The following is a 19,721-nucleotide window of genomic DNA, read 5'->3' on the forward strand; positions in this document are numbered from 1 at the left end:
GGGCCGTCCTCATCGGTTCCCTGGGTCACTGCGCGAGGTGCTGCGGTCCGAAGGCCTGCGGGAGGACCCGTTCCAGGGGCATGATCCCCTCGGGGGTGTCCACGAGCAGGTCCGGGCCGCCGTGTTCGTAGAGCAACTGTCGGCAGCGCCCGCACGGCATCAGGGCCCGGCCCCGGCCGTCCACACAACTGAACGCGGTGAGCCTGCCCCCGCCGGAGGCGTGCAGGGCGCTGACCAGACCGCACTCCGCGCACAGGCTGAGGCCGTAGGAGGCGTTCTCCACGTTGCACCCGCTGACGGTCCGGCCGTCGTCGACCAGGGCCGCCGCCCCCACCGGGTAGTCCGAGTAGGGCGCGTAGGCACGGGACATGGCTTCCCGTGCCTCGGCTCTCAGGGATTCCCAGTCCACACCGGCCATCAGCGGCCCGCCCTCCACTGTCTACCGATCCCGGCCGGCGCCCGGAGCCGCTGCGCCGCCAGGGACAACACCAGAAGGGTAGCGATGTGCGGGCTGTAGGTGGACAACTCGCGCGGCAGCGAGTCGGTGGTGAAGTACCAGGCCAGCAGTGCGGCGGCGGCGAGCGCGGCGGCGATCGCGACGCCCTTGCGGTCACCGCGCACCTGCCAGAGGGCGACCGCGAGCAGCACCACGGCCAGGAGCAGCAGCAGGGCGTGGATGGCCTCGCCGCCGCCGCGCACCTGGAGTGCGTCGGTGTAGCCGAACAGCCCGGCGCCCATGGCCAGCCCGCCGGGGCGCCAGTTGCCGAAGATCATCGCGGCCAGGCCGATGTACCCGCGGCCGCCGGTCTGCCCCTCCTGGTAGATGTCGGAGGCCTCCAGCGCCAGGAACACGCCGCCCATGCCCGCGAGGCCGCCGGAGACGACCACGGCGAGGTACTTGTAGCCCAGGACCCGCACGCCGAGGGACACGGCGGCGTCGGGGTTCTCCCCCGAGGAGCGCAGCCGCAGGCCGAAGGCGGTACGCCACAGGACCAGGTAGCTCACCGGGATCAGGAGGATCGCGATGAGGGTCAGGGCGGACATGCTGTCGGTCAGCCCGATCACCAGGTGCCCCAGGTCGCTGACCAGGAACAGGTTCCGGTCGGCGAGGGGTTGGAGCAGCCCCTCCACACCCGGCAGGCTGACCCTGGGGAAGTCGGGGGTGGTGGGCGACTGGGCGGCGCCCGCACCGGGCACGTCCGCGTACAGCAGGATCGACATGTAGCGCATGGCGCCGAGGGCGAGGATGTTGATGGCCACGCCGGAGACGATGTGGTCGACGGCGAAGGTCACCGTGGCCACCGCGTGCACCAGTCCGCCCAGCATGCCGCCGACCACGCCGGCGAGCAGTCCGATCCACGGGCTGTCGAAGCTCCACGCGAAGTAGGCGCCGAACCACGTGCCCAGGATCATCATGCCTTCGAGGCCGATGTTGATGATGCCCGAGCGCTCGGCCCACAGACCGCCCAGTGCGGCGAGCCCGATGGGCACGGCGAAGGCGATCGTGGTGCGGACGGTGCCCGCGTCGGTGAGCATGTCCTGTCCGGTGACGACCCGCAGTCCGGCCAGGGCCACGAAGACCGCCCCGGCCAGGGTGAGGAAGCGCCAGCGGGCCCATCCCCGGGGGCGGATCGGCGACGGACGCACCGCCCTGGTGACGTCGAGTTCCTGACTCATCGTGCCTCCCCGCCGTGTTCTCCGTCGGCGGCCGGCACGGTCGCGTCCCGGCCCCGCTCGTCGGTCCCGCCCTCGGGCGGGGCCTGCGCGGACTCCGCGCCGGGCCCGGCGACCGTGCCGAGCTGTCTGCCGATCTGCTGCTGCTGGTAGCGGCGGCCCCAGCGGTGCACGACCTCGTAGACCACGACGACCGTGAGCACGATGGTGGCCTGGGCGATGACCGCGATCTCCTGCGGGATGCTGTCGAAGGGCAGGATGCCCGACGCCTGGGTGAGGAAGGACCAGAACAGGGCGGCGAAGGCGACGCCCACGGGGTGGTTGCGGCCCAGCAGGGCGATGGCGATGCCGGTGAAGCCGATCCCCGTGGGGAAGTCGAGGGCGTAGTGGTGGGAGTGCCCGAGCAGTTGGGGCAGGCCCACCAGTCCGGCGACCACGCCGGAGAAGACCATGGCCAGGAAGACCATCTTCCTGACGTTGACGCCACTGGCCTCGGCCGCCGTCTTGGACTGCCCGGTGGCCCGCAGTTCGAAGCCGAAACGGGTGCGGTTGAGCATCACCCAGTAGGCGACGCCGACCGCGACGGCCAGGAACACGAAGCCGAAGATCCTCTCGTCCGAGCCGAGGAAGGACGCCGGAATGCCCGGGACCCACGCCGACTCGGGCATCGGCGGGGTGCCGATGTTGTTGGTGCTGATCTCCACCGCGATGCGGTCGGTGCTGAGCAGGTAGGCGGTGATGCCGGTGGCGATCGCGTTGAGCATGATCGTGGAGATCACCTCGGACACACCGCGGGTGACCTTCAGGTACCCGGCGATACCCGCCCAGAACCCGCCGACGACGACCGCCGTCAGGACCAGGACGATCTGGCTGATGACCGGCGGCAGGACGAGGTAGCCGCCCACGGTCGCCGCCATCAGGGCGGCGAGCCGGTACTGCCCGTCGACGCCGATGTTGAACAGCTTCATCTGGAAGCCGATCGCCACCGCCACGGCCGCCAGGTAGTAGGTGGTGCTGTCGTTGATGATCTGCACCATGCTGTCGGGCCGGGTGCCGTACTCCAGCATCCGGGCGAACGTGTGCAGGGGGTCGATGCCGCTGGCCAGGAGCACGAGCGCGGTCACGGCGATCGCGATGGCACCCGCGGCGAACACCGCGGCGAAGGACAGCGCCAGCATCCCCGACAGGCGGCGCAGCAGCAGGAGGGCCAGCAGGGAGCCGAGGGCCCCGCCCATCAGGGCCGCGACCGGTTCGATCAGGCTCAGGTCCAGCAGCCAGGCGGCCAGCAGGCCGCCCGCCACCGACAGCACCAGGGCCGTGGGGACGACCAGCACGCCGTGCAGGACGCCCCGGTCCCGCTCGAAGGCGTCCCCGTCGGCCGACGCGAACCGGTCCGTGGCGAACACGAACGCGAACGCCGCCACCACACCGATCATCAGCGCGGCCCACCACAGCAGCACCAGGTCGAGGCCGAAGGTCAGGCCCGCGCCCAGTACCACCGCGAGGACCGGGCGCGCCGGTCCGGAGAGCACTCTGTCAACGGGGGCGTCGCTCATGCCCGGCCCCCGTTCTCGTCGTCGGCACCGGTGTCGCCTTCCTTGGGGCCGTCCAGTCCGGCGCCGGTCATGGCGGAGCCGAGCTGTTCGGGGGTGACGGTGGTCGGGTCTGCCTGGGCGACCAGTCGGCCGCGCAGGATCACGTGGATGCGGTCGGACATGCCGATGAGCTCGTCGAGGTCGGCGGAGACCAGCAGTACCGCGAGTCCGGCCGCGCGGGCGTCGCGCAACTGCTCCCAGATGGCGGCCTGGGCTCCCACGTCCACACCGCGGGTGGGGTGGGCGGCGACGAGGAAGCGCGGTGCGCCGCTCATCTCCCGGCCGATGATGAACTTCTGCTGGTTGCCGCCGGACAGGGCGTCGGCGATGACGTCGATACCGGGGGTGCGCACGTCGTACTCGGAGACGATGCGCGCGGCGTCGGCGCGCGCCCCGGACCGGTCGATCCAGGGGCCGCGCACGCTGGGGGGCTTGGTCTGGTGGCCGAGGATCCGGTTCTCCCACAGGGGGGACTCCAGCAGGACGCCGTGCCGGTGGCGGTCCTCGGGGATGTAGCCGACCCCGGCCTCGCGCAGGCGCAGCGTGGACCAGCCGGTGACGTCGCGCCCCTCCAGGCGGACGCGCCCGGAGGCGAGGGGGCGCATGCCCATGACCGCCTCGATCAGCTCGGACTGGCCGTTGCCCTCCACTCCGGCGATGCCGACGATCTCGCCCCGGTGGATGTCTGCGCTGACACCGTCCACGACGGCGCGCCCGCCGGGCGCACGGACGGTGACCGCCTCCAGGGAGAGCACGACGTGGTCGGTGACGGTGGACTCGCGCAGTTCGGGGACGGGCAGTTCCCCGCCGACCATCATCGTGGCCAGGTCCCGCGCGGTGGTGGCGGCCGGGTCGACGGTGTCCACGGTGGTGCCCCTGCGGATCACCGTGATCTCGTCGGCCACGGACAGGACCTCGTCGAGCTTGTGCGAGATGAAGATGACGGTGAGGCCCTCCCGCTTGAGTCCGCGCAGGTTGTCGAAGAGCTCGTCGACCTCCTGCGGGACCAGGACCGCGGTCGGCTCGTCGAGGATGATCGTCTCGGCGCCGCGGTAGAGGACCTTGAGGATCTCCACGCGCTGGCGGTCGCCGACTCCAAGCTCCTCCATGAGGCGGTCGGGGTCGATGCCGAGCCCGTACTGCTCCGACAGCTCCCGGACGCGCGCGCGGGCGCGCTTGCCGATGCCGAAACGGCGTTCGGCGCCCAGGACCACGTTCTCGAGGACGGTGAGGTTGTCGGCGAGCATGAAGTGCTGGTGCACCATGCCGATGCCGTGCTTGATGGCGTCGGAGGGCGAGTGGAACCGCACCTCCCGACCCTTGACGTAGACGTGGCCCTCGTCCGGCCGGTGCATGCCGTAGAGGGTCTTCATCAGGGTGGACTTGCCCGCGCCGTTCTCGCCGACGATGGCGTGCACGGTACCGGGGGCCACAGTGATGTCGATGTCGTGGTTGGCCACGACGCCGGGAAAACGCTTGGTGATCCCGTGCAGCTCGACGGCGGGGGATGGGGTGGTCCCGCCGCCCGATGAGGTGCTGCTCATCAGTCTCCTCGGGGAACGGGCGGCGGAGCCGCCGGGCCGGGGTCCGGCCGCGGGCGCCGTCGCCTGCGACAGTCGGCGGCGGCACCGGAACGGGGGTGCCCGCTCTGGTGCCGCCGCCGGTGGGGTGCCTCGGGGCGGGCCCGGGCACCGGATGCGCCTTACGGCTCGGTCGGAACCTCGATCTCGCCGTCGATGATCTGCTGCTTGATCTCGTCGAGCTGCGCGGTCAGCGGGTCGATCAGGTCGGAGTTGGTCTGGGTGTAGTCCACACCGCCCGAGGCCAGGTCGAAGCGCTGGACGCCGCCCTCGGCCTCGCCGTCGACCGCCGACTGGATGAGTTCGAACACCGACACGTCCACCTGCTTGATGGCGGAGGTGAGGACGAAGGGCTTCTGCTGCTCCTCGGCGTTCTCGTACTGGTCGCTGTCGACGCCGATGAACAGGAACTCGTTCTCCACGGCGGACTGGAGCACGCCGTTGCCGGAGGCCCCGGCGGCGTGGTAGATGACGTCGGCGCCGCGGTCGTACTGGGCCTGGGCGGTCTCGCGGCCCGCGGCGGGGTCGCTGAAGCCGCTGAAGTCCGGCGGCTGGCTGATGTAGTCGATCTCGACCTCGACGTCCTCGCTGATGTGCTGGACGCCGGCGACGTACCCGGCCTCGAACTTCTGGATCAGCGGGTTCTCGACACCGCCGATGAAGCCGACGTGGTCCTCCTCGGTGGTCAGCGCGGCGGCGGCGCCGGCCAGGAAGGAGGCCTGCTCCTCGGAGAAGACGAGGCTGGTGACGTTGTCGACGTCGGCGATCTCGGAGTCCACGATGGCGAAGTGGACGTCGGGGTACTCCGGGGCGACGGCCCGGACGGCGCCGTCGTAGGCGAACCCGACGGCGATGACGACGTCGAAGCCCTCCTCTGCCATGGTGGACAGGCGCTCCTCCTTGGCGGAGTCGGCCTCACCGTCGGCGGGCTCGAAGTCGCGGGTCTCGACGTCGAGTTCCTCCGCGGCCTGGCTCAGGCCGCGGTAGGCCGAGTCGTTGAACGAGCGGTCGCCGCGGCCGCCGACGTCGTAGGCCAGGCCCACGCGGAGGGCGGTGCTCTCCTCGCCGCTCCCGCTGGCGCCCTCGGCGGATTCCCCGGCCCCGTTGTCACAGGCGGTGAGGGCCAGCGCGCCCGCCGCCGCGACGGCGGCGAACTTCACTGCGTTGCTGCGCTTCACTTCGGTCGCTCTCCCCTTCGACGTCTCAACCGCCCGCAATAGCGCGGACGGCTTGAGTTCTGCTGCCGGACGATATCCCGTGTCCGAATAGTCATGAAACACACAGACTGAGTTGTTATGAAGGCGAGAGCAGAGCGACATGAAATACCCGAAAAAGTTACAAAGAACACATTACACAGCGTCCAGGTTCGGCATCCGAGCGTCCTGTCCGGCCCCCCATGCAGGGACGGAGCACCATGCCGGAGGCGATCCGCCCCGCGGATCCGCGCCCCGGGGCGAGCGGCCGCTCCTCCCTGGTTTCACGCCCGCGACGCCTTCGGTACCCGTGGTTTTCGGTGATCCGCACAGGGAAATCGGCGGCCCCGGATCGGAGATTCCTATAAAGACCGTCTTGCCCCGGTTTCAGGCCCACCGCCGGGGCCGCCACCCGCGAGCCGGGGAGGGCTTCGTCCGGATTCGGGCGTAGTTACCCGCCAGTCGGGGAAACCCGCAGCCCGTCTACAGCGTCCACCTGGGTACAGTCGGGCCTCCCTCGGTCGGCCCGCCCCGCCCCGTGGTCTCGTCTACTGAGACCACCGTGGACGGGCACCACCTCCACCTGGCAGTTCGGTATCCCCAACCAATGGCGAAAGGGACCGGACGCTGAGACAAGAGCGCAAGGAGTACCCACATGGCCATGGGCGGGCAGCACAGGAGCGGCCGACGGCCGGACGCCACTGACCAGACCATCCTGAGCGCGCTCGCCAAGGACGCGCGGACCGGGATCACCGAAATCGCCGCGCTGGCCAACGTCTCCCGTGCGACGGCCTACAACAGGATCAAGCGGCTCACCGACGAGGGGGTCATCCGCGGCTACTCCGTGGTGACCGACCACGCCAAGATGGGGCTGGGCGTCACCGCGCTCGTCCTCGTCTCCGGAAGCCAGCCGGACTGGCGCGCCAACCGCGCGGTCCTCTCCTCCTACCCCGAGGTCGAGTACTGCTGGTACGTGGTGGGCACGGTCGACATCGCCCTCCTGGTCCGCGTCTCCGACACCCACCAGTTGCGCGACCTGATCCTCACCCGGCTCCAGTCGCTTCCCGGCGTGACCTCCACCCAGACGCTCACCGTGATAGACGAGGTCGTCCACCGCCCGGTCGTGGAACCGGCCCCGGAGGGGTGAGGCGCACGGCGCCTACCCCACCGCCTCGGCGACCGAGGCCATGAGCTCGGCGAGCAGTTCCCTGCCCTGCACACGCGCCGACCCCGTATCGCCCTCCACACCGAGCACCACCTCGGCGTAGGCCTTCAGCTTGGGCTCGGTCCCCGAAGGGCGCAGCGTCACACGCCCCCAGACACCCCCCTCCAACCGGAAGCGCAGTGCGTCGGTCGGCGCCAGAGCGCCCAGCCCCTCGGCGAAGTCCTCCACCCCGGTCACCGCCAGAGGCCCGAACACGGCCGGCGGCCGCTCGCGCAGACGACGCATCACCTCGGAGAGCACCGACACGTCGTCGACCCGCACCGAAAGCTGATCGCTCAGGTGCAGGCCGTGGCGGCGCGCCTGGTCGTCCAACAGGTCGACCAGGGTGCGCCGCTCCCGCTTGGCGCGGGCAGCCAGGGCCGCCATGACCAGGGCCGCCCCGATCCCGTCCTTGTCGGCCACCGGTCGTCCCCCGTCACCGCCGACGCAGTACCCCAGCGCCTCCTCGTAGGCGAAGACCGGGCGCAGTCCGGGCAGGCCGGCCCTGGCCAGCCACTTGAACCCGGTCAGGGTCTCCTCGTAGTGCACACCCCGGTCGCGGGCGATCCCGGCCAGCAGAGCGGAGGAGACGATGGAGGTGGCCACCACGCGGTCGGCGCCCGAGGTCTCCCCCAGCACGTACTCCGCCATCAGGGCACCGACCTCGTTTCCGGTGAGCAGCCCGTACCCCGGGACGGCGACGGCGAGGCGGTCGGCGTCGGGGTCGTTGGCCAGCACCAGGTCGGCTCCCGCGTCCTCCCCCGCCGCGAGCGCCAGGTCCATGGCCCCGGGCTCCTCCGGGTTGGGGAACTCCACCGTGGGGAAGTCGGGGTCGGGGTCGAACTGGGCTCCGACCACGGCGGGGCGTGCGAACCCGGCCCGCTCCATGGCCCGGATCAGGAGCCGCCCGCCCACACCGTGCATTGCGGTGTAGACGACGGACAGGTCGCGGTCGGTGCCCAGCGGTAGGGAGGTGACCGCCTCCAGGTAGCGCTCCACCGCCTCCTCACCCAGGACCGTCCACTCCGAGCCCAGCGGCAGGGTGTCGACCGGCCCGGTCCGGGCGATGGCGGCGGAGATCTCGGCGTCCACCGGGGCGACGATCTGCGCTCCGGCGGCGGCCCCGGTTCCGCCGACATAGACCTTGTAGCCGTTGTCCCCGGGCGGGTTGTGGCTGGCGGTCACCATGATCCCCGCGTCCGCACCCAGGTCGCGCACGGCATGGGCCAGCACCGGTGTGGGCAGCGGCCGGGGCAGCAGCGACACCCGGTGGCCCGCCCCGGTGAGCACGGCGGCACTGTCCTCGGCGAAGTCCGCGGACCTGTGGCGGGCATCGTAGCCGACGACGACGTGCCCCGCGGAGCCGAGCCAGGCACCGATCCCGGCGGCGGCGCGCATGACCACGACCCGGTTCATCCGGTTGGGGCCCGCGCCCAGGGCGCCGCGCAGGCCAGCGGTGCCGAACTCCAGGTCGGCGACGAACCGGTCGCTGAGGTCGGCCAGGGCCGCGGGGTGGCCGGACTCGGCTCGCGCCAGCAGCCCCTCCAGCTCCCGGCGGGTGGCCGGGTCGGGGTCCTGGGCGAGCCACTGCCGGGCACGGTCGGTGAGGTGGGCGGGGACGGCGGTCATCGGGGGCTTCCTCTAGAACTGGGCGACGATGTCGGCGAGCAGGCGGCCGACCCTGTCCGCGGCGCCGCGTCCGGCGGCCAGCACCTCCTCGTGGTCCAGGTTGGCCCCGTCCAGCCCCGCGGCGATGTTGGTGACCAGGGACATTCCCAGGACCCGGGCACCGAGGGCGCGGGCGGCGATGGCCTCCATGACGGTGGACATGCCCACCAGGTCGGCACCCAGCACGCGCAGCATCCGGATCTCGGCGGGCGTTTCGAAGTGCGGACCGGGCATGGCCGCGTAGACGCCCTCGGGCAGGGCGGGGTCGACCTTGCGGGCCGCCTCCCGCAGGGAGGGGCTGTAGGTCTCGGTCAGGTCGACGAACCCGGCTCCGCTGAGCGGCGAGCGCGCGGTCAGGTTGATGTGGTCGGCGATGAGCACGGGCGTGCCGACGGCGTAGGCGGGGTTGATACCGCCGGCGGCGTTGGTGAGCACCACCGTCTTGGCACCCGCGGCGACGGCGGTGCGCACGTTGTGTACGACGGCGTTGGTGCCGTGGCCCTCGTACAGGTGGGTGCGGCCCAGGAAGGCGAGCAGGTTCCGGTCGCCGTCGCGGATCGAGCGCACGGTGCCGCTGTGGCCCTCCACCCCCGGGGGCAGGAAGCCCGGTAGTTCGGAGGTGGTGATCTCGTGGGTGGACTCGCCGAGCAGGTCGGCGGCGGGCGCCCATCCCGAGCCCATGACCAGGGCGGTGTCGTAGGAGTCCGTGCCGGTGCGCGACCGCAGTTCCGCTGCGGCCCTCTCGGCGATCTCCTGGGGTGTGCGTGTCACCGCGTGTTCTCCGTTCGCTTCGGCCGCCGGGTGGGCGGACAGTGGGCTCCCGTGCGCACCGGCCGGGCCATGACCGTCTGCGGCCCGGCCCCGCCGTCGAGGTAGCGGCGGCCCGTGGGGGAGAACCCCGCGGCGGTGTAGGCGCGCCGCCCGGCCTCGTTGGCCTCGTTGACGCACAGCACGATCTCCTCAGCCCGGGGCGCCACCCCGGCCACGAGCAAGTCCAGCAGAGGTGCGGAGCAGGCACCGCTGCCCACGCCGCGTCCCTGCCACTCGGGGATGATGTAGAAGGCCCGCAGCAGCACCGAGCGCTCGGGGGCGTCGGCCACCTCCCGCAGCAGGCGTCCGCCCCGGTCGATGATCCCGAACCCGACACAGGCCCGGCGCGCGGTGTCCGCGCACGCGAGGTCGGCACCCGTGCGTACGACGGCGAACGGGAAGCGCCCGGGGTCGGCGTCGGCGACCGGCAGGGTCTGCACGGGCAGTCCGGCGTACCTGGACTGCCCTGGGGCCAGCCGGTGGCCGAGCACGGCCCCGCGCAGGACGGCGGCCTCCGGTGTGGCCCGGTCGAGCCGGACCAGGCGCAGTCCGCGCACGCGTGTGTTCGCCTCGTTCACGGGCCGATCACACCCCGACCGGGTGCCAGACCGTCTTGGTCTCCAGAAAGGGGCGCATGCGCGAGGTGCCGGGGTCGGTGCCCCGCCAGGCCTCCTCACCGCCGTCGGACCCGGGTCCGGGCCGCAGGACCCGGGTGAGGGTGGTGGCGGCGGCCTCCTCCAACTCCACGGCCGCCTCGCCCGCACCGGTCAGGTCGAGCGCGTCGACGTCGGCGTGCGCGGCCAGGTGGGGTCCGATCTCGGCCGACCTGCCGGTGAGCACGTTGACCACGCCGCCGGGCAGGTCGGAGGTGGCCAGCACCTCGGCGAGGTCGATCGAGGGCAGGGGAGCGCGTTCGGAGGAGACCACCACCGCCGTGTTGCCGGTGGCGATGACCGGGGCGAGTACGGAGGTCAGGCCGAGCAGCGGGGCGCCCTGCGGCGCGAACACGGCCACCACGCCCACCGGTTCGGGGGTGGACTGGTTGTGGAAGGGGCCGGCCACCGGGTTGGCCCCGCCCAGCACCTGGGTGAACTTGTCGGTCCATCCGGCGTAGTAGACCCACCGGTCGACGGCGGCGCCGACGGTGGCGGCGGCGTCCGCGCGCGACAGGCCGAGGGCGTCGGTGAGGGCGGCGGCGAACTGTTCCCGCCGCCCCTCCAGGACCTCAGCGATCCGGTAGAGGATCTGGCCCCGGTTGTAGGCGGTACGCGCCGACCAGCCGCCGAAGGCCTTGCGGGCGGCGGCGACGGCGTCGCGTGCGTCCTTGCGGGAGGCCAGCGACACGTTGGCCAGGTGTGCGCCGTCGGAGGAGGTCACCGGAGAGCACCTGCCCGATTCCGAGCGGGGGAACGCCCCGCCCAGGTAGAGCTTGTAGGTCTTGCGGACCGTCAGGCGCGGGGCCGGACGGCCCTGGCCCGCCTTCCCGGTCACGGCGGACTCAGGGTCCTTGGCCGTCTTGGCCGTCTTGGCCGTCTTGGCCGCTCCGGAGCCCTTGTTCTTCGGCTTGTGCCCGTCAGCCAAGGTAGGCCTCCAATCCGTGCCGGCCGCCCTCGCGGCCGTACCCCGACTCCTTGTAGCCACCGAAGGGGCTGGCCGGGTCGAACCTGTTGAACGTGTTGGACCAGACGACCCCAGCGCGCAGCCGCTGGGCCGTCCACATCATGCGCGACCCCTTCTCCGTCCACACCCCGGCGGACAGGCCGTAGGGGGTGTTGTTGGCCTTGGCAACGGCCTCCTCTGGGGTGCGGAAGGTGAGTACGGACAGCACGGGACCGAAGATCTCCTCACGGGCCACCCTGTGGGCCTGACTGACCCCGGTGAGGATGGTGGGCGCGAACCAGTAGCCGCTCGCGGGCAGGTCGCAGGGGGCGGACCAGCGCTCGGCCCCCTCCCGCTCGCCCACGGCCGCCAGATCCCGGATCCGCTCCAGTTGCGCGGCGGAGTTGATCGCGCCGAGGTCGGTGTTCTTGTCCAGCGGGTCGCCCAGGCGCAGCAGGGACACGCGGTCCCTGAGCCGGGGCAGCAGTTCGTCGGCGATCGACTCCTGCACCAGCAGGCGCGACCCGGCGCAGCACACGTGGCCCTGGTTGAAGAAGATGCCCGAGACGATCCCCTCGACGGCCTGGTCGAGGGCGGCGTCGTCGTAGACGATATTGGCGCCCTTGCCACCCAGTTCGAGGGTGAGGCGCTTGCCGGTTCCGGCCACCGACCGGGCGATGGAGCGGCCGACCTCGGTGGAGCCGGTGAAGGCGACCTTGTCGGTGCCGGGGTGCTCCACGAGCGCACGGCCGGTCTCCCCCGCACCGGTGATGATGTTGACCACGCCCGGCGGCAGATCGGCCTCCTGGCATATCTCGGCGAAGACCAGGGCGGTCAGCGGCGTGGTCTCGGCGGGCTTGAGCACCACGGTGTTGCCCGTGGCCAGGGCCGGGGCGACCTTCCACGCGAGCATGAGCAGCGGGAAGTTCCAGGGGATCACCTGGGCGGCGACGCCGAGCGGCCGGGGGTCCGGCCCCAGGCCCGCGTGGGCGAGCTTGTCGGCCCAGCCCGCGTGGTAGAAGAAGTGCGCGGCGACCAGCGGCAGGTCGACGTCGCGGGTCTCCTTGATGGGCTTGCCGTTGTCCAGGGACTCCAGCACGGCCAGTTCGCGCGAACGCTCCTGGATGATCCGGGCGATGCGGAACAGGTACTTGCCGCGCTCGGCCCCGGGCATGGGGCCCCACACCTCCTCGTGGGCGCGGCGGGCGGCGGCCACGGCCCGGTCGACGTCGGCGGGTCCGGCCACGGCGAAGCGGGCGAGCTCGGTCTCGTCGGCCGGGTTGAGCGTGGTGAGGTGCTCCCCGCTCTCAGCGGGGGTGAACTCGCCGTCGACGAACAGGGCGTAGTTGGGGCGCAGGGCGACGACGGAGCGGGACTCCGGCGCGGGCGCGTAGTCGAGGTTCACGGAAATCTAGTCCAGCGTGTAGTAGTCGGGGCCCGGATAGGTGCCGGTGGTCAGCCTGGTCCGCTGCATGAGCAGATCGTTGAGCAGGCTGGAGGCACCGATGCGGAACAGGTCCGGAGTCAGCCACGCCGGGCCGGCGACCTCGTTGACCAGCACGAGCTGGCGGATGGCGTCCTTGGTGGTGCGGATGCCGCCGGCGGGCTTGACGCCCACCCGGGCGCCGGTGGCGGCGTGGTGGTCGCGGACCGCCTGGAGCATGACCAGGACGACGGGCGGGGTCGCGGCGGGCGACACCTTGCCCGTGGAGGTCTTGATGAAGTCGGCGCCGGCGAGGATGGCCAGGTGGGAGGCGCGGCGCACGTTGTCGTAGGTGGCCAGTTCGCCGGTCTCCAGGATGACCTTGAGGTGCGCGCCGCCGCAGGCCTCCCTGACCGCGGTGATCTCGTCGTGGACCTTCTTGTAGTCCCCGGCCAGGAACGCCCCGCGGTCGATGACCATGTCGATCTCGGCGGCGCCGTCGGCCACGGCGCGCCGGGTGTCGGCGAGCTTGGCCTCCAGGGGCGCGCGCCCGGCCGGGAAGGCGGTGGCGACCGAGGCAACGCCGATCCCGGTGCCGCGCAGGGCCTCGACGGCGGTCGCGACCAGGTCGGAGTAGACGCACACCGCGCCGACACGGGGCACGGACCGGTCCGCCGGGTCGGGCAGTGCCGCCTTGGCGCACAGCGCGCGGACCTTGCCGGGCGTGTCGGCGCCCTCCAGGGTGGTCAGGTCCACCATGGAGAGGGCCAGGTCGATGGCCTGGGCCTTGGCGGTGGTCTTGACCGACCGGGTAGCCAGGTCCTGGGCGCGGGCACGCGCGCCGACCTCGTCGACGCCCGGCAGGCCGTGCAGGAAGGCCCGGAGCGCGCGGTTGGACGCGGCCTCGGGCGCGGTTGCGGTGTGGGGCACGGGCACCTTCAGCTCGGTGGGACGGTGTGCGGCCGACACGGGCCGACCGGCGATCACGATAACGCCGGACGGGGTGGCGGTCGGTACCGGCACGGGCGGGGACGCCGAAGGTTGGAGGAGCCTCCAACAGGACATCCGCTGATCATTCGTCGATACCTCCAGTTCCCCTCATGGAACCGCAGAAAACCACCGGAAGGAAGCATCGGCCGTCCGGACCCGCGAACCCGCCGGTCCATACCGGTCCGCGGCGGTCGGCTCCCGCGCCGCGGTGGGCGCCCGCCGCCCGCGCACTCACTAGGGTGGGGGCATGGCCGAGTTCCGGATCAGCACCGACGACGACCGCGTCGACCTGCGCAGGCTCGCGACGGCCCTGGCCGAGTCGCAGGGGTGGGCGCGCGAAGAGATCAGCGTCTGGGACAACCGGCGCGGCGAGGTGCGCGTGGAGGTTCCCGACCGCCTGCTGCACCCGCCTGAAGCCGACCCCCTGCACCGGACCCGCCACACGCCGCGCGACATCCACGAGGCCTGTGAGCGGCTGCGGCGCGAGGACCCCTCACTGCGCGGGGTGGACTTCGCCGAGCTGCGCGGTGCGGCGTCGCGGTTCTTCTCCGCCGGATGGACCCTCGCCGACCTGCGGCACGCGCTCGACCACCGCCCCGACCACGCGCCGTGGCCGAGCGGCCCCGAGCACTCCGGCCCCGGGTGGCTGCGCACACGGTTGAAGGCGTGGCGCACCCCCGACGGCGACATCCGGCCCTCGCGGTCCCAGGAGGAGGCCCAGTTGCGCGTGATCAGCCGCGCCGGCCTGCCGATGGACCTCGGACTGCCCGAGGACGCCGAGATCGCCCACCGCCCGGTCGCCCGTCCCGAGGTGGCGCGGTCGGCCGCCGACGACGCGCGCCGACTCATGCGGGAGAGTACCCGCACCACGACGGACGCGCTCGCGCACCGGGACCGGACCGCCGGGCACATCCGCCGCCCCGAGCGGGGTTGACGCGCCCTCGGGGAAGGCAGAACCGTTTCCGGGACCGGGCCCCGGTCAGCGGGTCCGGCGCTCGCGCAGGGCCTCCTCCACACTGGTATCCGCGCCGTCGGCGATCGCCCCCACCACGAACTCCATGGGCCCCCGCCCCACGGTGACCCGCCACAGCACGGCGAACACGACCGCGCCGAGCACGAACCCCTCCATGAGCCAGGGAGCGCGCCAGGGCATGCCCGGGTCGGTGAGGGCCATGACGACGACGATCGCGAACAGGTGCCCCGAGTAGACCGTCAGCGGCATCCGGCCGACCGACGAGAGCGGGTACATCAGCAGGCGGAAGCGCTCGGCCAGCCACACGCACGCCACGATGACGAGCAGAGCCTGGCCCACCGCCTGCGCGATCTCGAACGTGGTGCCGGTGTGCGGCGCGGCCGTGGCCAGCCACCACCAACTGTCCGTGGGCACCTGGCCCGAGACGGAGTCCATGTCCTGCTCCGCCCCGGCCCGCAGCGTCTCCAGCAGGGCCGGGTCGCCCGCCGGGGACGGGCCGGAGAAGCCGGAGGCGTCGGCGGCGGCGATCCGGTCGATGCCGCCCAGCGGGTACAGCAGCAGCCAGGAGCCGGAGTAGGAGAACACCGTCAGGCCCGCGCCGGTGGCCAGCAGTCGCAGCCGCACGGCGGTGGAGGCCAGGTCGAGGCGGCCCACGGCCATACCCGCGCAGACGAAGGCCATGAAGGTGACCGCCGGATAGTAGCCGGTCAGCAGGAACTCAGTGAGCGAACCGAGTGAGGAGACACGCGGCGGGAACGGTCCCAGCGCCTCACGCAGGGCGTAGGACAGTCCCGGGCCGAGGAGGGCGAGCGCCCCGGCCACCGACCACAGTGCGGTCGCCCCCAGCCGGGAGAGCGGCAGGGCCAGGACGAAGTAGCCCGCGTAGTAGGTGAGGATGATCGCCACCGGCGTGCCCAGGAAGTCCAGGAACACACCGAGCAGTCCGATGATCAGGGCGCGCGTGAGGATGCGCACGGCGGCGCGGCGCCACGGGTCGCCGGACAGCGGGGCGGTCCGCCCCGTCATGAACGCCAGCGACAAACCCGCCAGGAGCGCGAACAGCGCGGAGGAGTTGCCGCGCAGCAGGGCGTGCAGGTACTCGGCACCCTCCTGCGGCAGGAGACCGAAGGAGGATGCCCCCAGGTGGACCGTGAACATGCCGATGACCGCGAGGGCACGGGCCGCGTCGATACCGTCGATCCGGGGGCGGCGGGCCGCGGGGCCTGCGGCGGCCGCGGTGCTGTCGTCGGGTTGCTGGTGTGCCACGGATGTCACCCTATGCCCGGGCTGGGAAGGGTCCGACCGCCCGGAGCGCGTGCGCCGCTGTGCCCCGGGCGGCCCGTCCTCACCCCCGGTCGGCGAGGCGGGTGAAGTAGTCGAGCGCCTCGGGGTTGGCCAGGGAGTCGCGGCTGACGACCTTGTCGGGCCGCTCCCCCATGAGGATGCGCTTGACGGGGACCTCCAGCACCTTGCCCGACAGGGTGCGCGGAACGGCGGCGATCGCCCGCACGCGGTCGGGCACGTGCCGGGGCGAGCAGTCGGTGCGCACGCGGCGGGCGATCTCCTTGGGCAGGTCACCCGCCAGGTCCGCGCCGGGGCGTAGCACGGTGAACAGTTCGATGGCCGAGGATCCGTCCTCTTGGGGCACGTCCACCACCAGCGCGTCGACCACCTCGTCCAGGGCGAGGACGGCGCGGTAGATCTCGCTGGTGCCCATGCGCACGCCGCCGCGGTTGATCGTGGAGTCCGACCGGCCGTAGATGATCGCGGTGCCGCGGTCGGTGATCTCGATCCAGTCGCCGTGCCGCCAGATCCCCGGGTAGATGGAGAAGTAGCTGTCGCGCAGCCGCTCTCCGTCGGGGTCGCTCCAGAAGAAGACGGGCATGGACGGCGCGGGCTGGGTGACCACGAGTTCGCCGACCTCCCCCACCAGCTCCCGGCCCTGGGGGTCCCAGGAGGCCACGGCCATGCCCAGGGCCCGGGACTGGATCTCGCCCTCGTAGACGGGCAGGACGGGGGTGCCGCCCACCAGGCAGCTGCACACGTCGGTGCCGCCGCTGGTGGAGAACAGCCACAGGGAGTCGCCGAACTCCCCGTAGACCCAGGCGAAGGCCTCCGGGCTCAGCGGGGATCCGGTGGAGCCGATCCCCCGCAGTGCGGACAGGTCGCGCCCCTGCCGGGGGTGCAGGCCCGCCTTCATGCAGGTGGACAGGAACCCGGCGCTGGTGCCGAACACGGTGACGCCCGCCTCCGCCGCCAGGTCCCACAGCGCACCCAGGTCGGCGGGGGGTTCCCCGGCCGGAGGCCGACCGTTGAGGGTGGCGGCGGGTGACGAAGAGGNGGGTTCCCCGGCCGGAGGCCGACCGTTGAGGGTGGCGGCGGGTGACGAAGAGGNGGGTTCCCCGGCCGGAGGCCGACCGTTGAGGGTGGCGGCGGGTGACGGGGGGGAGGGGCTGCCGTCGTAGAGCACGATGGAGGCCTCGGTCAGCAGCACGCTCACCAGGAAGTTCCACATCATCCAGCCCGTGGTGGTGAACCAGAAGACGCGGTCGCCCTCGCGGGCGTCCAGGTGCAGGTGCAGGTTCTTGAGCTGTTCGAGGAGGATGCCGCCGTGGCCGTGCACGATCGCCTTGGGCAGGCCGGTGGTCCCGGAGGAGTAGAGCACCCACAGCGGGTGCTCGAAGGGGACCGGGGTGAAGTCGAGTTCGGCCCCGGCACCGGAGCGCTCCAGTTCGGCCCAGGGCAGGGCGCCCTCCAGTTCCGCTCCGGGGTCGAGGTAGCCGAGGAGGACCGTGTGCTCGACGGTGGGCAGGGCGGCGCGCAACTCCTCCACCACCGGGCGGCGGTCGAAGTCCCTGCCGTTGTAGCGGTAGCCGTCCACGGCCAGGAGCACGGTGGGCTCGATCTGGGCGAAGCGGTCGATGACGCTGCGCACCCCGAAGTCGGGTGAGCAGGAGGACCACACCGCGCCCAGGGAGGCCACCGCGTAGAAGGCGGCGACGGTCTCGGGCAGGTTGGGCAGGTAGGCGACCACCCGGTCGCCGGGGCCCACCCCGCGTGCGCGCAGGCCCACGGCGATCGCGGCGGTACGCCGACGCAGTTCGCCCCAGGTCCACTCCCCGAGGGGGCGCAGTTCGCTGGCGTGGCGCAGGGCCACCCGGTCGTCGTCGCGCCCCTCGAAGACGTGGCGGGCGTAGTTGAGCGTCGAACCGGGGAACCAGCGCGCACCGGGCATGACGCGTTCGGCCAGGACGGTGTCGTAGGGGGTGTCGGCCCGGACGCCGTAGTACTCCCAGACCGCTTCCCAGAAGTCCTCGATGTCGGTGACCGACCAGCGCCAGAGCGCTTCGTAGTCGAAGTTCCGTGCGGTGGGCTCCTTCCCGCCGAAGGCGCGCACCCCCTTGTGCTCGGCCGCCCACCGGGCGAACGCGACGATGTTGGCGGACTCGGCCGCGGTCTCGTCCGGTTCCCAGAGCAACCGGGGAACACTCTCCGTCATGGGACCGCCTTTCCGTTCACGTGGCTGTGTGCGACCCACTATCCAACAGCGGGTCGCGCATGGTGGAAGGCGCACCGGGCCCTGTCGCCTCAGCGGCCGCGCAGGGCGTCGACGGCGGCGACCGGCGAGTCGACGACCGGGGCGCCGGTGGCCTCCAGGCGGTCCCGTGCCATGAGCCCGGTGGCGACCAGGAGCGCGTTGGCCCCGGCCTCGTGGGCGGCACGCGCGTCGTCGTCGATGTCGCCGATCAGCACGACCCCGGCGGGGTCGATCCCCTGCTGGTCGAGGTGGCGGACGAGGTGTTCGGCCTTGGAGTCGCGCTCCGTGGCGAACCTGCGCCCGTCGATCCGGGTGAAGTGCTCGGTGAGCCCGCGCTCGGTGACCAGGGGGACCAGGTGGTCGTGGCCGGCCATCGACAGCAGGGACTGGGTGCCGCCGTGGCCGCTCCAGTCGTACAGCACGTCCGGGACGCCGTCGGTGAGGGTGCAGGAGTGCAGGTGCTCGAGGTAGCTGCTGTCGTAGAGCCGTTCGACCCCTTCCCAGTCGTCGGCCTCCAGCGAGCGGCCGAGCAGCTCCTCGTAGCAGGGGACGAGGGGACGCCGGAACACGGAGCGCCAGTACTCCATCTCCACTGGGGCGCGGCCGAAGCCGGCGCACACCGCGTTGACCGCGGCGAGGTTGGCGTGGTTGTCGTCCAGGAGCGTGCCGTTCCAGTCCCAGACGATGTGGGTTATGTCTTTTCGGTCAAGAAATGTCGTGTCAGCCATCAAAGAGCACTTTACGGGCAGCGGACCGGCAAGGGAACGGGTTTTCCCGCACGTCAGGGCGCGTCCGCCCCGTTTCCGCTCCGGGCGCGCCGCTCCGCCCGCCTGCGCCTGCCGCGCCGCACGGCCCAGACGCCGGAGACCAGCATGAGGGGGAACACCACGACGATCAGGAGCGGCAGCACGATCGCCAGGAACGAGGTGAGGGCACTGGCGACGTCCTCGGCGACGGAGACCACCGGCCCGCCGGTCCCCACGGTCGCGGTGTTGATCACCGGCCGTGCACCGGCCTTGATGACGTGGAAGACGAGCGCGACGACCACCCCCGCGATGACCGCGCCCCAGTCGACCCCGCCGCCGGAGGCCGCCACGGCCTCGGCGGGAACGATGTCGGCCAGGTCGACGGAATCGGCGCCGGCGCCGAACGTGATGCCTCCGGCGGTGGGCCTGACCACGGTCTGGACCACGTCGTTGATCGAGTCGACGGCGGGGACCTTGTCGGCGACCAGTTCCAGGACCAGGAGCAGGCCGACCACGACGAGGGTGGCCGGGTGCTCCAGCCAGGCCCAGGCCGAGCCGAGGTCGACGAGTTCGGTGTAGCGGGCGAGCAGCCCGACCATGAGCAGGGGGATGTAGGCGTTCAGTCCCGCGGCCGAGGACAGGCCCAGGCCGGTGAGGGCGGCGATCATCTGCGTCCTTACGTGCGTCCGTGGCAGGGGGCGGGTGCGCGTCCCGGCGCCGTATACCCG

General features: G+C 72.2%; 17 protein-coding genes. 2 read left to right on the forward strand and 15 right to left on the reverse strand.

From position 1 onward, the window contains the following. Positions 1 to 25: 25 nt before the first annotated feature. The 5 genes from B042_RS0119250 to B042_RS0119270 all read right to left on the reverse strand — a co-directional run bounded on the left by B042_RS0119250 (position 26) and on the right by B042_RS0119270 (position 6,027). Positions 26 to 436: a cytidine deaminase gene (locus B042_RS0119250; protein ID WP_028649716.1), complete on the reverse strand. Its 411-nt coding sequence runs from the start codon at positions 434 to 436 to the stop codon at positions 26 to 28. Next, the gene (locus B042_RS0119255; RefSeq protein WP_028649717.1) at positions 418 to 1,677 is read right to left on the reverse strand and encodes an ABC transporter permease; all 1,260 of its coding nucleotides are present in this window, start codon (positions 1,675 to 1,677) and stop codon (positions 418 to 420) included. The genes B042_RS0119250 and B042_RS0119255 overlap by 19 nt, the downstream gene beginning before the upstream one ends. Further along, entirely contained in the window at positions 1,674 to 3,230 is a 1,557-nt protein-coding gene (locus B042_RS0119260; RefSeq protein WP_028649718.1) for an ABC transporter permease, read from the reverse strand. Before B042_RS0119260 ends, B042_RS0119255 begins: the two co-directional genes overlap by 4 nt. Then, complete coding sequence (locus B042_RS0119265; RefSeq protein ID WP_028649719.1) at positions 3,227 to 4,813, reverse strand: ABC transporter ATP-binding protein; 1,587 nt, start codon at positions 4,811 to 4,813, stop codon at positions 3,227 to 3,229. The genes B042_RS0119260 and B042_RS0119265 overlap by 4 nt, the downstream gene beginning before the upstream one ends. 158 nt (positions 4,814 to 4,971) lie before the next feature. Next, positions 4,972 to 6,027: a BMP family protein gene (locus B042_RS0119270; RefSeq protein WP_028649720.1), complete on the reverse strand. Its 1,056-nt coding sequence runs from the start codon at positions 6,025 to 6,027 to the stop codon at positions 4,972 to 4,974. Between the two features lie 670 nt (positions 6,028 to 6,697). On the opposite strand from B042_RS0119270, the gene B042_RS0119275 reads away from it, so the two are divergent. Continuing rightward, positions 6,698 to 7,189 carry an Lrp/AsnC family transcriptional regulator gene (locus B042_RS0119275; protein ID WP_028649721.1) on the forward strand — a complete coding sequence of 164 codons (492 nt, stop codon included), beginning with the start codon at positions 6,698 to 6,700 and terminating at the stop codon, positions 7,187 to 7,189. A gap of 12 nt (positions 7,190 to 7,201) precedes the next feature. Here B042_RS0119275 and B042_RS0119280 read toward each other — a convergent pair whose 3' ends face one another. The 6 genes from B042_RS0119280 to deoC form a co-directional block, all read right to left on the reverse strand. After that, entirely contained in the window at positions 7,202 to 8,875 is a 1,674-nt protein-coding gene (locus tag B042_RS0119280) for a phospho-sugar mutase (RefSeq protein WP_028649722.1), read from the reverse strand. 12 nt (positions 8,876 to 8,887) lie between these two features. Next, complete coding sequence (locus B042_RS0119285; protein WP_028649723.1) at positions 8,888 to 9,685, reverse strand: purine-nucleoside phosphorylase; 798 nt, start codon at positions 9,683 to 9,685, stop codon at positions 8,888 to 8,890. Next, the gene (locus B042_RS0119290; protein ID WP_028649724.1) at positions 9,682 to 10,302 is read right to left on the reverse strand and encodes an N-acetyltransferase; all 621 of its coding nucleotides are present in this window, start codon (positions 10,300 to 10,302) and stop codon (positions 9,682 to 9,684) included. The genes B042_RS0119285 and B042_RS0119290 overlap by 4 nt, the downstream gene beginning before the upstream one ends. A gap of 7 nt (positions 10,303 to 10,309) precedes the next feature. After that, positions 10,310 to 11,215 (reverse strand): aldehyde dehydrogenase family protein, encoded by a 906-nt coding sequence (locus B042_RS0119295; RefSeq protein ID WP_051415834.1) that lies wholly within the window; start codon positions 11,213 to 11,215, stop codon positions 10,310 to 10,312. Between the two features lie 82 nt (positions 11,216 to 11,297). Next, positions 11,298 to 12,728, reverse strand: coding sequence for an aldehyde dehydrogenase family protein (locus tag B042_RS0119300; RefSeq protein WP_155989225.1), 1,431 nt, complete (start codon positions 12,726 to 12,728; stop codon positions 11,298 to 11,300). Between the two features lie 6 nt (positions 12,729 to 12,734). Beyond that, a complete protein-coding gene (deoC, locus tag B042_RS0119305; protein WP_028649727.1) occupies positions 12,735 to 13,682 on the reverse strand; it encodes a deoxyribose-phosphate aldolase in 948 nt (315 codons plus the stop codon). Positions 13,683 to 13,983: 301 nt separating this feature from the next. Between deoC and B042_RS0119310 the strand changes: the two genes are divergently transcribed. Continuing rightward, positions 13,984 to 14,670 (forward strand): hypothetical protein, encoded by a 687-nt coding sequence (locus B042_RS0119310; protein ID WP_028649728.1) that lies wholly within the window; start codon positions 13,984 to 13,986, stop codon positions 14,668 to 14,670. Positions 14,671 to 14,715: 45 nt separating this feature from the next. On the opposite strand, the gene B042_RS0119315 is transcribed toward B042_RS0119310, so the two are convergent. The 4 genes from B042_RS0119315 to B042_RS0119330 form a co-directional block, all read right to left on the reverse strand. Further along, entirely contained in the window at positions 14,716 to 15,975 is a 1,260-nt protein-coding gene (locus tag B042_RS0119315) for a heparan-alpha-glucosaminide N-acetyltransferase domain-containing protein (RefSeq protein WP_028649729.1), read from the reverse strand. A 79-nt stretch (positions 15,976 to 16,054) separates the two neighbouring features. Next, positions 16,055 to 18,208: an acetoacetate--CoA ligase gene (locus B042_RS0119320; RefSeq protein WP_028649730.1), complete on the reverse strand. Its 2,154-nt coding sequence runs from the start codon at positions 18,206 to 18,208 to the stop codon at positions 16,055 to 16,057. Between the two features lie 89 nt (positions 18,209 to 18,297). Beyond that, complete coding sequence (locus B042_RS0119325; RefSeq protein ID WP_028649731.1) at positions 18,298 to 18,975, reverse strand: HAD family hydrolase; 678 nt, start codon at positions 18,973 to 18,975, stop codon at positions 18,298 to 18,300. 53 nt (positions 18,976 to 19,028) lie between these two features. Then, the gene (locus B042_RS0119330) at positions 19,029 to 19,661 is read right to left on the reverse strand and encodes a DUF4126 domain-containing protein (RefSeq protein WP_028649732.1); all 633 of its coding nucleotides are present in this window, start codon (positions 19,659 to 19,661) and stop codon (positions 19,029 to 19,031) included. Positions 19,662 to 19,721 lie beyond the last annotated feature (60 nt).

The sequence above is a fragment of the Nocardiopsis sp. CNT312 genome, assembly GCF_000515115.1.
In the GTDB taxonomy this organism is placed as follows: Bacteria; Actinomycetota; Actinomycetes; order Streptosporangiales; family Streptosporangiaceae; genus Nocardiopsis.